The 13,342-nt window shown below is 39.3% G+C and carries 14 protein-coding genes; 3 read left to right on the top strand and 11 right to left on the bottom strand.

What is annotated here, in order from left to right; all coding sequences use genetic code 11:
• Positions 1–19: 19 nt before the first annotated feature.
• Positions 20–631 carry a porin family protein gene (locus tag F565_RS0104710; RefSeq protein ID WP_020212046.1) on the bottom strand — a complete coding sequence of 204 codons (612 nt, stop codon included), beginning with the start codon at positions 629–631 and terminating at the stop codon, positions 20–22.
• Positions 632–783: 152 nt separating this feature from the next.
• Between F565_RS0104710 and F565_RS0104705 the strand changes: the two genes are divergently transcribed.
• Entirely contained in the window at positions 784–1,785 is a 1,002-nt protein-coding gene (locus tag F565_RS0104705; protein ID WP_020212045.1) for an SMP-30/gluconolactonase/LRE family protein, read from the top strand.
• 294 nt (positions 1,786–2,079) lie between these two features.
• Here F565_RS0104705 and F565_RS0104700 read toward each other — a convergent pair whose 3' ends face one another.
• From F565_RS0104700 to F565_RS0104675, 5 genes are all read right to left on the bottom strand, one after another.
• Positions 2,080–2,697: a porin family protein gene (locus tag F565_RS0104700; protein WP_020212044.1), complete on the bottom strand. Its 618-nt coding sequence runs from the start codon at positions 2,695–2,697 to the stop codon at positions 2,080–2,082.
• A 195-nt stretch (positions 2,698–2,892) separates the two neighbouring features.
• Positions 2,893–4,743 carry a T9SS type A sorting domain-containing protein gene (locus tag F565_RS0104690; RefSeq protein WP_020212043.1) on the bottom strand — a complete coding sequence of 617 codons (1,851 nt, stop codon included), beginning with the start codon at positions 4,741–4,743 and terminating at the stop codon, positions 2,893–2,895.
• A gap of 337 nt (positions 4,744–5,080) precedes the next feature.
• Positions 5,081–5,917: an SDR family NAD(P)-dependent oxidoreductase gene (locus F565_RS0104685; RefSeq protein WP_020212042.1), complete on the bottom strand. Its 837-nt coding sequence runs from the start codon at positions 5,915–5,917 to the stop codon at positions 5,081–5,083.
• 21 nt (positions 5,918–5,938) lie between these two features.
• Complete coding sequence (locus F565_RS0104680) at positions 5,939–6,778, bottom strand: SDR family NAD(P)-dependent oxidoreductase (protein WP_020212041.1); 840 nt, start codon at positions 6,776–6,778, stop codon at positions 5,939–5,941.
• Between the two features lie 86 nt (positions 6,779–6,864).
• A complete protein-coding gene (locus tag F565_RS0104675) occupies positions 6,865–7,761 on the bottom strand; it encodes a helix-turn-helix domain-containing protein (RefSeq protein WP_020212040.1) in 897 nt (298 codons plus the stop codon).
• Between the two features lie 518 nt (positions 7,762–8,279).
• Between F565_RS0104675 and F565_RS0104670 the strand changes: the two genes are divergently transcribed.
• Both F565_RS0104670 and F565_RS0104665 read left to right on the top strand, forming a co-directional pair.
• A complete protein-coding gene (locus F565_RS0104670) occupies positions 8,280–9,353 on the top strand; it encodes a sensor histidine kinase (RefSeq protein WP_020212039.1) in 1,074 nt (357 codons plus the stop codon).
• Complete coding sequence (locus tag F565_RS0104665) at positions 9,350–10,072, top strand: LytR/AlgR family response regulator transcription factor (protein WP_020212038.1); 723 nt, start codon at positions 9,350–9,352, stop codon at positions 10,070–10,072. The genes F565_RS0104670 and F565_RS0104665 overlap by 4 nt, the downstream gene beginning before the upstream one ends.
• A gap of 186 nt (positions 10,073–10,258) precedes the next feature.
• Here F565_RS0104665 and F565_RS0104660 read toward each other — a convergent pair whose 3' ends face one another.
• The 5 genes from F565_RS0104660 to F565_RS0104640 all read right to left on the bottom strand — a co-directional run bounded on the left by F565_RS0104660 (position 10,259) and on the right by F565_RS0104640 (position 13,328).
• Positions 10,259–10,561, bottom strand: coding sequence for a type II toxin-antitoxin system RelE/ParE family toxin (locus F565_RS0104660; protein WP_020212037.1), 303 nt, complete (start codon positions 10,559–10,561; stop codon positions 10,259–10,261).
• Positions 10,549–10,731: a hypothetical protein gene (locus F565_RS0104655; protein ID WP_020212036.1), complete on the bottom strand. Its 183-nt coding sequence runs from the start codon at positions 10,729–10,731 to the stop codon at positions 10,549–10,551. Before F565_RS0104655 ends, F565_RS0104660 begins: the two co-directional genes overlap by 13 nt.
• Before the next feature lie 62 nt (positions 10,732–10,793).
• On the bottom strand, positions 10,794–11,576 hold the full coding sequence (gene rluF / locus F565_RS0104650; RefSeq protein WP_020212035.1) for a 23S rRNA pseudouridine(2604) synthase RluF: 783 nt from the start codon (positions 11,574–11,576) through the stop codon (positions 10,794–10,796).
• A gap of 83 nt (positions 11,577–11,659) precedes the next feature.
• Positions 11,660–12,505 carry an alpha/beta hydrolase gene (locus tag F565_RS0104645; RefSeq protein ID WP_035642980.1) on the bottom strand — a complete coding sequence of 282 codons (846 nt, stop codon included), beginning with the start codon at positions 12,503–12,505 and terminating at the stop codon, positions 11,660–11,662.
• A gap of 43 nt (positions 12,506–12,548) precedes the next feature.
• Complete coding sequence (locus F565_RS0104640) at positions 12,549–13,328, bottom strand: zinc ribbon domain-containing protein (protein ID WP_026299884.1); 780 nt, start codon at positions 13,326–13,328, stop codon at positions 12,549–12,551.
• Between the last annotated feature and the right edge of the window lie 14 nt (positions 13,329–13,342).

Here is a 13,342-nt window from a genome sequence, read left to right as displayed (position 1 = left end):
TTACTAAATGCGCGGCATATTAAAATTTATATCCTACGGAAAACTGGATTACACCATTTTTTGCTTTGCCGTATCCCTGGTTAACTTTAGATAACCCTGCGTTGTAACGTGCCTGAAAAAATATACCTTTAGGAAAATTGTATGCAAGGCCACCCACCAGGCCAAAATCTACCGATTTTACCTGAGATTTTATATCAGATTCTATAGTCCCACTAACCGGGCCATTAAATTCTCCCTCAACTTTAGAGTTCACAAGAAAGCCAATCTGTGGTCCTGCCTCTATATTAAAACCTTCTATTATATAATATTTGGCTAAAACAGGCAAGTTAATATAATCAAGTTTTGTAGTCGCAGTATAGTCAAGGTAATAACCATCTGTATAGGTATATCCTTTTTCTTTAGCTCCTTGTTCAGAATACAATAATTCCGGTTGGATAGAAAAGTTTTGTGTTACTTTAAATTCTGCGACCACACCCGCATGAAAACCTGTTCTTGATTTAACGTCGTTACCTGTATCTCCTGTTAAGGTAGCTACGTTTAAACCGGCTTTAATACCAAACTTAGTGTCTTGTGCTTTAGTTGTAAAGCCAATTGCAAGCAGCATCGCTGCCGATAAAATAATTTTTTTCATTCTTTGTAATTGATGATTTTTTATTGATGCGGCAAATGTAGAATTTTTAAAATATGATTTACAATCATAACATTATTTATTTTAGGGCTTATTTAAGGGGCTTCTGCCTTTAAAAATTTTAAATTGCGAGTCCAAAATAACATCTGTCTCTAATGAAAAAAATCCTCTTTCCTGCGCTTATTTTGTTTGGCGCATTTAGTGCCAAAGCGCAAAAAGTATATCCTGCAATGGGTAAAATAATAAGCTACGATAATTCTTTTAGCAGCATTGTTCCTGCCGATGCTAAAGTAGAGGCTATTGCCAGTAATATTATATGGGCCGAGGGGCCGGTGTGGGTTAAAGATGGCGGTTACCTTCTGTTTAGCGATGCCCCACGCAATACCATTTTTAAATGGGATGATAAAACAGGCCTTACCGAATTTTTAAAACCCTCCGGCTACACGGGGTTAGGGCAGTACAGCGACGAGCCCGGCTCTAACGGGCTTATGGTAAACCTTGCCGGCGAACTTGTGGCCTGCGAGCATGGCGACCGCCGCATTACTAAAATGAACTTTAAACTGGGCGGGAAAATAGCAATTGCAGATAAGTGGCAGGGAAAGCGTTTTAACTCGCCTAACGATATTTGCCAGCACAGCAACGGCATTTACTTTTTTACCGACCCACCGTACGGGTTGCCCAATCGTGAAAACGATACCGCTAACCGCGAGATTACTCAAAATGGGGTGTACAGCGTTTTACCGGATGGCTCTGTAAAGCAAATTGTAGCCGACCTGAAACGTCCTAACGGCATTGCACTTTCGCCCGATGAAAAGCTGTTGTACGTGAGCCAAAGCGACGGGTCTGTACCATATATTACGGCTTACCCGGTAAATAAAGATGGTACTGTAGGTAAGGGTAAAATATTTTTTGATTTTAATACCGTAAAAGATAAACTTGGCAATGCCGCAGCCGATGGTATGAAGGCAGATGTTAACGGAAACATATATGCCGGGGCTGCTAATGGTATTGTGGTTATATCTGCTTCAGGAAAGCTGCTTGGAAAAATAGAGACAGGTGTGCCAACAAGTAATTGCGCTTTTGGTGATAACGGGTATTTATACATTACTGCCCAGCACTATGTATGCCGTGTAAAATTATTAAGTATTGCTAAATAAATAAAACATTCTGTAAATTCAAAAAGCCTTCCGGTTAGGGAAGGCTTTTAACTCAAATTAAAATACTAAATCAGAATTTTTTCTACTTATAACTTGTTCTTTAAAATTGTTGGTGTAACAAAGTAATGCTTTTTTTATCAAATAAAAAATACCTATTAGTAGGTATTTTTATATTATTTTGAACAAAATTGTTGTAATTATGGTAAATGTCTGATGTTTATTTTGTTGTATATCTTAAAATGTCAAAAGGCTCAGCAATTAAGCCGGGCCTTTTAACCTAAGTTTAATTCCGGATTAGAATTTATAGCCTACAGACAGTTGCAGTGCTGAGTTTTTTACATCAAGATCGCCATCGCCATCATTAACGTTCGAAATGCCTGCATAATATCTTGCCTGGAAGAATACACCCATTGGCAGGTCATAAGCAAGGCCACCGGCTAAACCAAAATCTACCGATTTTGATCCGTCTTTAACATCGCCTGATGTTAATAGTTCGTCTGAGCCAGATCCTTTAACTTCATTTTTAGCACTTAATAAATAGCCAACCTGTGGGCCTGCCTCAATGCTTAAGCCTTCTATAATGTAGTACTTTGCAAGTATTGGCAATGATAAATAATCAAATTTTGAAGTTTGCTCTAAACTGTAAGCAACTCCGGCAAAACTTCCGCTTGCTTCAAATTTTGAACCCATTTGAGAATACAATAATTCTGGTTGGATCGAGAAATTTTCAGAAAGTTTAAATTCAGCTACAACACCTGCATGAAAGCCGGTCCTTGAGTCTGCATCTTCTACGTCTCCGCCAAAGTTTGCAAAGTTTACACCTGCTTTTATGCCTAATTTAACGTCTTCCTGCGCTTTTGCCGAAAATCCTACTGCCATTAGTAGAGCAGCCGATAAAATAATTTTTTTCATTTTTTTTTTGTTAATTGGTTTTTGTAGGCGCAAAGTAATGACTTTGTTTGTAAATAAAAAATACCCATCAGTAGGTATTTTAACAGGAATTGTAATAATAACGTTGTACTCATTTTATCTAAACATTACGTCTGTAAAGCAGCAAAGCCCCTGCGTACCGCAGAGGCTTTGTATATTATTTAAACAAGTGTGTAACTATTGTTTTACTATCCTCACTTTTTTAGATGATTCCCCTGCATAAGCAGTAAGTAAATATACACCAGATGATAAATTTTCAAGGCTAACATTAGCACTTGTAGAGCCTAAGTTTTGCTTAATAACTAATTGACCGGTAAGGTTGTATAATTCTATTTTATCTATAGCTGTGGCATTATCTATAGTAAGGATATTAGTAACAGGGTTAGGGTATGCTTTAAAGTTGTTAAAACTTGTTTTGGTTGTGCCGTTAAGCGCATCTGTAGTAAATTCAGTAACAACCCAGTCACTCCATACAGGGCCGCATAATGTTCTTACATAAGCATAGTAAGTAGTGAAAGGGGCAAGGTTGCTAAGGCTTGCAGTAAGGCCGGTGCCTGTTGCCGGTTGTATATCTTCAGGTGGGGTGTTAGTAGTGCTGTAACCGTAAAAGTAGCCTATTGTTGTAGGTTCGCTTTGTGCTTCCCAGTTAAGAGTTGCAGTGCTATCTGTAACATTATCAGCTGTCAGGTTTTGAGGTGTGCCGCAAATCCATTCTTCAACTACAATGTTATCTACATAAAGGCTTCCTTCTTCAGACCGGCTGTATGCATTGAAACCAAAATAATATACACCGGTTGCGCTTATGGTTATGGGGCTGCCAAAGCTAAACTCAACGGGTACACCGCCTGTAATTTCAGGGTGGTCTGTTAGGTAATTATCCTCAACAGCATCTGCATTAGGGCTGGTTAGCATTACGGTCCTTAACCTTTCGGTAGTGGTTGTGCTGTCGTTTCCATATTTATAAGAAAACCTGTAGGCTGTACCCGCTACTAATTCTATACCTTGTGTAAAGAACCATGAGTCTGCCGGTTCGTCGCTGTCAGGATACCATAAAACATTACTGTCAAAACCAGATCCCGGGCTTGCCGCCGTACGCCAGTTATTTCCGGTATCAAAAGTACCTACAGACGTACACTCCGGCAAAGCAGGTATTACGGCCGAATCAAAATCGAGCGTATATGGTGCTGTTGTGGCTGCACAGGTAGGGGTTGTAAAAGCAAGTGGCTCTGTCCAGTCGCTCATCGTTGGGCCACACTGGTTTTTTATAAACAGGTAATATGTTGTGCCGGGTTCAAGATCTGTAACGCTAACACTTGTAACTCCCGCAGGTGCCGGAGGCCCGCCTGCCGGAATTTCGCTCGATTCGCTGTACCAGTAAAAATATTGGTAGCTGGTGTTATCTGCGGGTGGCGTCCATGAAAAAGTGGCAGCAGTTGTAGTTAAGCCGCTAACAGTAACATTTGTAGGTAATTGGCAGCTCCATTCTGTAATTTCTATATTATCTAAATAAAGGTTGCCCTGCTCTGGTGCGCTGTTAGCATTAAATGCCAGGTAATAAACGCCGGACGTTGTAACTATAAGAGGATCTGCTCTAAAGGTTGTTGGCGTACCACCTGTAATAGCTGCATGCGTGCCAATAGTACCGGTCGTTACAGACCCATCTGCACTGGTGCTCAGGGTTGTTATAAGGCTCTCTGTAGTTGTGGTGCTGTCGTTACCGTAAGTATATTGTACTTTATAGTAGGTTCCTGCAGTAAGCTGTACGCCCTGGGTTACAAATATAGACTGAGAAGTTTCAAATGTTGCAGGACGTTTCAGGACCTTGGTTGTAAATCCGTTCCCGGGATTCTCGGCGGTAGACCACTGGCTGCCAAAACCTACGCTCTGTGTTGTACAGGCGGGTAGGGCAGGTGTTGTAACCGATTCAAAGTCGATAGTGTACGGTGGTGCAACAGCAGCACAGTCCTGAGCCGAAACGGCAAACGGCAACAACATTAAGAATGTTGCCAAACAAGTAATTTTTTTCATAGCTTAACTTATTATATGTTGGTTCTCAAATATATAAACTTAACTGGTTTAAAATGAGTGATTTGTAATTATCACTAAATTTAGCACTTATGTTATATTTAGTAGGAAAATAAGTCATAATTATATGATTATCACAATAAACGATATTATATTAACTTAATATGATCAAAATTTATCCTGTAAGAATTATATAATGGTATAATTGACTATTACTTTAAAGGTGTTTTCTGCTTAAAATTCCAAAAACCATCTAATTTAACAAAAAAAGCAGGGTCTCTTTTTTATGAAAGAAATCCTGCTAATAAATGTTTTTAAATTTAAGATAAATTCTGTTGAATTAAAAATCTGTAGATACACTAACGCTTCTCCACTCGGCAATTTCAGTATCAACGGCTGCAATTTTAGTATGAGCCAAACTTACAGCATCGCTACCTAAAAATAAATATAATGGCGGGTTAGGAGCATCGGCTACCTTAATGATCTCTGCAACACCTTTTTCCGGGTCGCCTGCCTGGTTACCATTAATTTGTTTTTGATGTGCCTCCTGAGACTCTCTCGTAGATTTGTAAGCCTCAATAGTATTTTTAGGAACAGCAAGCGAGCCTGCCTCAAGGAAGCTGGTACGGAAGTAACCCGGCAGTACTATGGTTACGTTGATGCCAAATTCTTTAACCTCTGCGGCCAATGATTCAGATAATCCTGCAACTGCAAATTTTGTAGCGCAGTAAATTCCGAAGCCGGGAAAGTTTCCTGTAAACCCGCCTATAGAGGATATGTTAAAAATATGCCCGCTGCCCTGTGTCCTTAAATGGGTCATTGCCTGGCGTATAACGTTTAGTAACCCAAAAACATTTACCTCAAAGTTACCGCGCGATTCGGCATCGCTAAGTTCTTCAAGTGTGCCAAGCAACCCATATCCTGCATTGTTTACTACTACATCCAGCTTACCAAATTTATCGACAGTAGCGTTAATGGCTGTAGCAACATTTTGCTCGTTTGTAAGGTCTACCTCAAGCGGTAAAAAGTTAGGGTGGGTTCCTGCGGCTGTTTCCAAATCTGCTATGCTGCGCGATGTAGCGGCAACATTATCGCCTTTAGCCAGTAATTGTTGTACAAATAGTAAACCAAAGCCCTTAGATGCCCCGGTGATAAACCATGTTTTGTTAGTGCTCATAATTGTTTAATTTTGTGATGATTAATAATCTGTAGATGTTGTTACTTCTTTAAGCGATTCTATTTCTTTAGTAAGGCTTTCTATTTTTAGTAATGCACGCTTGTATGCGTCGCTGCCTAAAAATAAATGAACGGGAGGGTTGGGGTTAAAGCCGGTCTCTATCATAATAGCTGCAGCTTTTTCGGGGTCGCCTGCCTGCTGGCCGTTCATTGTAAGGTAACGCTCGTGCGATGCCCTTATATCTGCATAAGCAGCTATAGGGTTTTGGGGCAATGCTAATGAATCATCGGTTAAAAAGCTGGTGCGAAAAGCACCCGGTGCCACTACTGTTGCCTTAATGCCAAAAGATCTGACATCATCTGCCAGTACCTCGGTAAGGCCGGTAATGGCAAACTTGGTTGCTGCATACGGAGCCCAGCCTGTAGCTGCCGAAAAACCGGCAATAGATGAAATGTTGATTATATGCCCGCTTTGCTGCTGCCTCATAATAGGTAATGCATGGCGAATGGTATTAATCGTGCCAAAAACATTCACATCAAAAGCATTGCGAATTTCGGCATCGGTAAGTTCTTCAAAACTTCCGCCTATGCCGTAGCCTGCGTTGTTTATTAAAACATCTACAGAGCCAAATGTGGTATTGGTTTGCTCTACAGCCTGTTTTACAGAGGCGTCATCTGCAAGATTTACCTGTAACGGTAAGAAGTTGTTACCTGCGTCGCCCACAGTTTTAGTAAGCTCATTAATGTTGCGCGATGTTGCAGCAACATTTTGCCCGGCTGCTAAAAGTTGTTTTAACAGGGTAAGGCCAAGCCCTTTAGACGCGCCGGTTATAAACCAGGTTTTAATGATTTTATTTTGCATAACTAAGTACTTGTTAAATTGTAGTACAAAGTTAAGATGTTGGCAGTCAGTTTAAATTACGAGCATCAAACCAATGATTGCGCATTTCAAACAGTACGGAATTTTGATGGGGTAAGGGTAGTCGCTTTCTTAAAAAAGTTATTAAAATGCGCAGCTTCTTCAAAGCCAAGGCTTTGGCTAATCTCTGCAATATTCCAGTCGGTATGCTTTAGCAATGCCTTGGCCTCGCTTAATAATCTTTCGCTTATTAAAGCTGTTGTGGTTTTACCGGTAGTGTTTTTAATAGCCCGGTTAAGGTGGTTAACATGTACAGACAGATTACTGGCATAATCTGCCGCAGATCGCATGGTAAAACGCTGCACAGGGGTTTCTATAGGAAACTGCCTTTCAAGCAGCTCATTAAACACAGCCGTAATGCGGGAATTAGCATCAGGGTGCGCATAAATATTAACGGCTGCTTCTGTCTTGAGTGCGAGGTGTATCATCTCGTTAAGGTAGCTGTGTAGCAGGTCATATTTAAAAGCATAGTCGCTGTTTATTTCTTCGAGCATCTTCTCAAACAGTTCACTGATTTTTTGCTCATGTTCTGTATTTAGTACATAAGATGGTTTACCGCCAAGGGCAAACATGGGCAGGTCTGCCAATAGTGTACGCGATTTCTCGGTAAAGAAAGCAGGGGTAAAAATGCAAAAATAACCTGTAGTGTCATCACCAAGCGACTCCCAAGTGTATGGCACCTGCGGATTAAAAAAAATAAGGCTTGTGCCTTCTACCTCAATACTTTTGTCGGCATAATGGTAACGGTTTTTGCCTCTTATAAGCGTAATTTTATAATAGTCACGGCGCGCATAACGCACAGGCGTGCCGTGCAGGCAGTCTTCGAGCCTAAAAACATTCATGTGGCCCACGCTGCTGTTTATTCCGGCAGGGACAGATGTTTGTATTTTTTCTCTGTAAAATTCTTCCAGGCTTTGCGTTTCCATACTTATATATTGTAAATATCAACCAAAGATAATACAAGAACATACATGATACAAATTTGTTAAATGCCTGAACTTTAAATATTTTTTTGATTTGAATAGTTTTTTAAAGTTATTAAAAATTGTATTAATCAATTAACTAAGGTGTTTTTTTATTGTTTTTTGCTGTAACAAATGCTTTTGCCATTCGTCATAAAAAAATAACCACTCGTCATAAAGTAGTATTTGTAAGAATAGTAATGCTGTACTTTTGACCCAACCAATCAACCAATTAAAACACAATTATTATGGTAACAGTATTTGTTTATGTAGCCAAGTCTATCGTTTATGTTGTAAGCCTGTTTTGCTAACGGGTATCACTTTACGTTAATCTCATCAATCAGGAACGCGGACAGTACAATCTTGGCGCCAGTTTAATTTTCGGCACCACATTTAGTATACAGCAGGATTAATCAGCCAACTGTAATATTTTATTATAAGCCGGGCAACCCAGTTGCCCGGTATTTTTATACAATTAAAGAATGAAGTTATTACAAAGTGTTAAATATCATGTTTATAGCCTTACAGGCTTTTTGTTTTATGTGTTGTTTACCTTAACGCTCGATAAAATATCATATAGGGCAGAAGGTATGCCAAAAGACAGCCATTTAAATTTAATACATTATTTTGTATGGGAAGGGCTTATATGTGGTGCTTTAGCCTGGATGCTTTCTATACCCATACTTTATTTTTTTGAAAGGCAGATAGATTTTGGCGATCTCCGTAAAAAAAATATATGGGCTATGGTTGCGGTATTTATTGTTATGCAGGTTTTCTATAGCCTGCTTGTATGGCCTCTGTTAAGTTTGGTTTATACACAATATTTAGGGGAAGATCTCAGTATACCTTTTGCTACTAAGCTTACTAATATTCCATTTTTTACCACCATTTTTTTAATTTGGCTATTTATAATAACAGCTATAAAGTTGTATCATTACATTAATCAGGTAAAAATTAACCAGATACAGTTAGAGTCGAGCCTTCGTGAATCTCAGCTTAATACATTAAAGGGGCAAATAAATCCGCACTTTATGTTTAACAGCCTTAATAATATAAGAGGGCTGATTTTAGAAGATGCCACCCGCGCCCGCGACATGATAACCCGCCTTAGCGAAATGCTGCGCTATAGCCTTACTAAAAATGATGTTAATACAATATCTATAAAAGAAGAGCTACAAACGGTAGACAATTACATAGAGATATCTAAAATTCAGTTTGAGGAGAGGCTAAAGTTTACCATTAACGTTAACCCGGAAACGCTAAATATTTCTATACCGCCCATGATCATACAAATGCTTGTAGAAAATGCTGTTAAGCATGGTATAAGCAACCTTAAACAAGGAGGTGAAATTATACTTGATGTAGATAAAACCAGCGAGCAATTGTTTATATGTGTTGCAAATTCAGGCACACTCTCAATGGGCGAGGGAAATACAAAGTTAGGGCTGGAGAACATCAAACAGCGTCTTTCATTATTATTCGGCAACAGGACCCATTTTACACTGAGGGAAAAAGATACCTTTGTAGAAGCTAAAATCACGATACCACTGGCATGAGCAGCATAAAAGTTATTATTGTAGAAGATTCGAGACTGGCGCGTAACGAACTTAAGGAATTGATTAAAAAACATCCTGAGCTTGATGTTGTTGCCGAGGCTGAAAACGTAGATACCGCTTATGAGCTGATAACGCAGTTACAGCCGCAACTTATTTTTCTGGATATTAATATGCCCGAAAAAGATGGATTTGCCCTGTTAGAAATGCTCGACGATGTTCCTGCAGTTGTGTTTACCACAGCATTTGATGAATATGCCATAAAATCTTTTGAATACAATGCGCTGGATTATTTGTTAAAGCCAATAAACCAAAAGCGCTTTAGCGATGCTGTAGAGAAAGTAAAAGAAAAAATTGCAACGCAGGAGGTTGCTGCAGTACAATACCTTAATGAAAACAGCCAGATATTTATTAAAGATGGCGAAAAATGCTGGCTTGTAAAGATTAGCGATATCCATCTTTTTGAAATTGTAGGCAACTACACACGTGTATATTTTAAGGATTGCAAACCATTAATTTACAAATCGCTAAACCAGGTTGAAGAGCGCCTTCCGCATAACCTTTTCTTTAGGGCTAACCGCCAGCAAATTGTTAGCCTGCAATACATAAAGAGTGTAGATAACTGGTTTAATGGTAAGCTAAAGGCAACAATGTTAAGTGGCGAAGAGGTAGAGATTTCACGCCGCCAGTCGGCATTATTTAAAGAAATGCTTAGTTTGTAAGTATGTCATTGATTGCTGATTGTGTAAAATTTACAGCAATTTTCTATACACTCTGTCATTATGAGGCACGAAGCAATCTCATTCATAGGTAGTTAAAATCTTCGCTCGGCAAAGTTAATTCCTCTTTGTGGTTGTATTCCTTAACTTGGCTTCGTTCGAAATTACAAATAAGTAGTGGATTTAGAGTTACCTTAAAAGCGAATCTTTTTTAATAAGCCTGCTGCTGTGGTGAATGGTAAGAATGTCAATTTTTGATGATGAAAAAATGCGGTAAATTATTCGGTAATTTCCTAATATTATTTCTCTTATATCTTTGTTCTTAATCTCTGGTACAATCCTTCCTGACTCAGGGAAGGTTACAAGTATTTCGGTTTCCTGAAAAAAACGCTCAACCTGTATGGAAGCATATCTTTCTGAATCTTTGGCAATAAATTCGGCTATATTTTCTATGTCAATAAGTGACTGATCAGTCCATCTTATCTCAACCATTTTCCCAAGCGCTCTTTAGCCTCGTTCGTAGAAAAAGTTGTTCCTGCCTGAGATTGTTCTATACCAATTTCGATTTTCTGAATGAGCATTATTTTATCCAACAAATCATCGACCGAGAAGGTGCCCGGCATATCGCTAATGGCTTCGATTATTTTTTCTTTGGTAAGCATAACTTCTTTTTACCAAATTTAGTAAAATTATTAATAGGGTTACTAAGCTATTGGTATAAAATCTACCTGTCAAAATTTCTTCTGGGAGAAATAACCGGCCTGCTCTCAGGTTTTGGCAAGCTCGCTTCTTCTGTTTTGCTGCTTGGTTCTATAAGGGTGTTCAGTTCCTTAATTTCGGCAGCGGTAAGCTCGCGGTAACGGCCTACAGGTACATCAAGCGATATGTTTATAATACGGGTTCGTTTAAGCACTGTAACATCATAACCCAGATATTCGCACATGCGGCGTATCTGGCGGTTGAGGCCCTGCGTAAGTATTATTTTAAAAATGTATTTGCTTACCTGCTCTACCTTACAGTGTCTGGTTATGGTGTCAAGTATAGGCACACCATTGCCCATACGCTGAATAAACCTGTCGGTTATAGGCCTGTTTACGGTTACAATATATTCTTTTTCGTGGTTATTGCGTGCACGCAAAATCTTATTCACAATATCGCCGTCATCGGTCATAAAAATAAGGCCTTCGCTGGCTTTATCCAATCTGCCGATAGGGAAGATGCGCTTAGGATAATTTATGTAGTCAACAATGTTGTTATGTACATCAAGGTTTGTAGTACACTCAATACCCACAGGCTTGTTAAAAGCCAGGTATATATGTTTATCTCTTTTCTCAACAATTAGTTTGCCGTTAATGCGTATCTCATCATCCGGCCCCACTTTAGTACCCATCTCCGGCACAACACCGTTAAGGGTAACGCGTCCCTCTTCAATAAGCCTGTCGGCCTCCCTGCGGGAGCAGTAGCCCGTTTCGGCAATAAATTTATTAAGGCGCTTTAATTCTTCCATGGTGCAAAGTTAAAATATTTTATTGAGAGCGGGTAATTTAGGGTAGTGTTTTGAAGTTGTACGGCAATCGCGAAACTGTTAAACTAATCAAACAAAAAAGAATATATTTTTGTGTAAAGTTCGTCGCTGTGCATGCTATGGCCTAATCCCTTAGTAGAAATAAATTGGGATTGTGGCCAGGCATCGGCTATTTTTTTACCCTCGCTGTAAGCAACGGTAGTATCATCTTCATCATGGGCAACTAATCCCTCCACTTTAATTTTTGAGGCAAACAGCCTGCCAGAAAACTCTTCGGTCTTAATATTAAGATTGTCTAAAAAATGTTTATTGAGCAAGGTAAACACATTCCTGTTAAGGCTAAGCAGCCCAATGTAATTATCTACTACCATAGTAAAATCGCATGGAGCTCCCATAATTACCAGTTTTTGCAGGCTTACATTAGGAAAGTGACTTTGGTAATACAAAACGGTACTGCCTCCCAGAGAGTGTCCCACCATGTACTGCGGCTGTTCCCGTTGTACTATAATATCTATAAACTCTGCGTAGCGTGGTATTGTAAACTCTGTACCCGATGATAACCCGTGCGCCGGGCCATCTATAGCGATAATGGTGCAGCCTGCTTTTTTAAGGTAGGTAATAAAAAGCTTCCAGCGCGATGCGTTACTTTCCCAGCCATGCACCAGTATTACTTTACAATCTGTTGTGCCTTTCCATGTATATGTCTGGAAAACGCTGTCCTTATGCGTAATAATTTCGGTTTCTGCTTCCTTAAGTATATCCGGAAGTTGGTCTTTAATAAGCCTGCCGCTGCGGGGTTCGCTAAAAAACTTGTACGCCAGGCGGCTGGCCTTAGCGGGGCGGGTGTAGCTTAAAATATTAATGTAAAGCCCCAAAAGCTTGGCTACAATAAACTTTATTATTTTTTGCATGGCAATTAAAAGAAAAGCTCCGCGGTGTGCGGAGCTTTCAGTATTATATTTTAGCAAATAATTGCTCCATTTTTTCTTTTTCCTCTTCGGCAAGTAAACTGTCTACCAGTATCCTTCCGCTGTGCTCATCTGTAATTATTTTTTTACGGGCGGCAATTTCCATCTGTGTTTGCGGTGGTATTGTAAAGAAAGAACCTGCAGATGCACCCCTTTCTATACTTACTACGGCAAGGCCGTTTCTTACACTGCCACGGATCCTTTTGTAAGCAGCAAGCAACCTTTCTTCTATCTGAGCTTCATACTCGGCTGATTTTTCGCTTAAAAAAGTTTCCTCTTTTTGAGTTTCGCTCATTATAGCGTCAAGCTCATTCTTTTTGTGGCCAAGGTGGTTGCTTTTAGAGTCAAGCCTTTCCTGAGACTGTGCAATAGTATCTTTTTTAAACTCAATAGAAGCTTTAAGCTCCTTAATGTGTTTTTCAGCAAGTTGTATTTCAAGTTCCTGAAATTCTACTTCTTTAGTTAAAGAGTTAAATTCCCTGTTGTTACGTACGTTTTTTTGCTGTTCTGTGTATTTTTTTATGGCTGCCTTGTGGTCATCTATAGCATTTTTCTTTTCTTTAATCTGCTCTTCTATAGATTCAAGGTCGGTTTTTAGTTTTTCAAGCCTTGTGCTTAATCCTGCCACTTCATCTTCAAGGTCTTCTACCTCAAGCGGTAATTCGCCCCTCACATTTCTGATTTCATCAATTCTTGAATCAATTAACTGTAAATCATAAAGTGCCCTTAATTTGTCTTCCACACTTAGTTCCTTGATATTCGCCATATTTATATGTACTT

Source organism: Flavobacterium rivuli WB 3.3-2 = DSM 21788 (assembly GCF_000378485.1).
GTDB classification, from domain to species: domain Bacteria; phylum Bacteroidota; class Bacteroidia; order Flavobacteriales; family Flavobacteriaceae; genus Flavobacterium; species Flavobacterium rivuli.
The sequence above is the reverse complement of the archived record's forward strand: the minus strand, read 5'-3'. Positions and strand labels throughout refer to the sequence as shown.

What these genes read in the sequence shown, in the direction of transcription:
- F565_RS0104710 (WP_020212046.1), bottom strand. Translation starts at nt 631, where the DNA reads ATGAAAAAAATTATTTTATCGGCAGCGATGCTGCTTGCAATTGGCTTT.
- F565_RS0104705 (WP_020212045.1), top strand. Translation starts at nt 784, where the DNA reads ATGAAAAAAATCCTCTTTCCTGCGCTTATTTTGTTTGGCGCATTTAGT.
- F565_RS0104700 (WP_020212044.1), bottom strand. Translation starts at nt 2,697, where the DNA reads ATGAAAAAAATTATTTTATCGGCTGCTCTACTAATGGCAGTAGGATTT.
- F565_RS0104690 (WP_020212043.1), bottom strand. Translation starts at nt 4,743, where the DNA reads ATGAAAAAAATTACTTGTTTGGCAACATTCTTAATGTTGTTGCCGTTT.
- F565_RS0104685 (WP_020212042.1), bottom strand. Translation starts at nt 5,917, where the DNA reads ATGAGCACTAACAAAACATGGTTTATCACCGGGGCATCTAAGGGCTTT.
- F565_RS0104680 (WP_020212041.1), bottom strand. Translation starts at nt 6,778, where the DNA reads ATGCAAAATAAAATCATTAAAACCTGGTTTATAACCGGCGCGTCTAAA.
- F565_RS0104675 (WP_020212040.1), bottom strand. Translation starts at nt 7,761, where the DNA reads ATGGAAACGCAAAGCCTGGAAGAATTTTACAGAGAAAAAATACAAACA.
- F565_RS0104670 (WP_020212039.1), top strand. Translation starts at nt 8,280, where the DNA reads ATGAAGTTATTACAAAGTGTTAAATATCATGTTTATAGCCTTACAGGC.
- F565_RS0104665 (WP_020212038.1), top strand. Translation starts at nt 9,350, where the DNA reads ATGAGCAGCATAAAAGTTATTATTGTAGAAGATTCGAGACTGGCGCGT.
- F565_RS0104660 (WP_020212037.1), bottom strand. Translation starts at nt 10,561, where the DNA reads ATGGTTGAGATAAGATGGACTGATCAGTCACTTATTGACATAGAAAAT.
- F565_RS0104655 (WP_020212036.1), bottom strand. Translation starts at nt 10,731, where the DNA reads ATGCTTACCAAAGAAAAAATAATCGAAGCCATTAGCGATATGCCGGGC.
- rluF (WP_020212035.1), bottom strand. Translation starts at nt 11,576, where the DNA reads ATGGAAGAATTAAAGCGCCTTAATAAATTTATTGCCGAAACGGGCTAC.
- F565_RS0104645 (WP_035642980.1), bottom strand. Translation starts at nt 12,505, where the DNA reads ATGCAAAAAATAATAAAGTTTATTGTAGCCAAGCTTTTGGGGCTTTAC.
- F565_RS0104640 (WP_026299884.1), bottom strand. Translation starts at nt 13,328, where the DNA reads ATGGCGAATATCAAGGAACTAAGTGTGGAAGACAAATTAAGGGCACTT.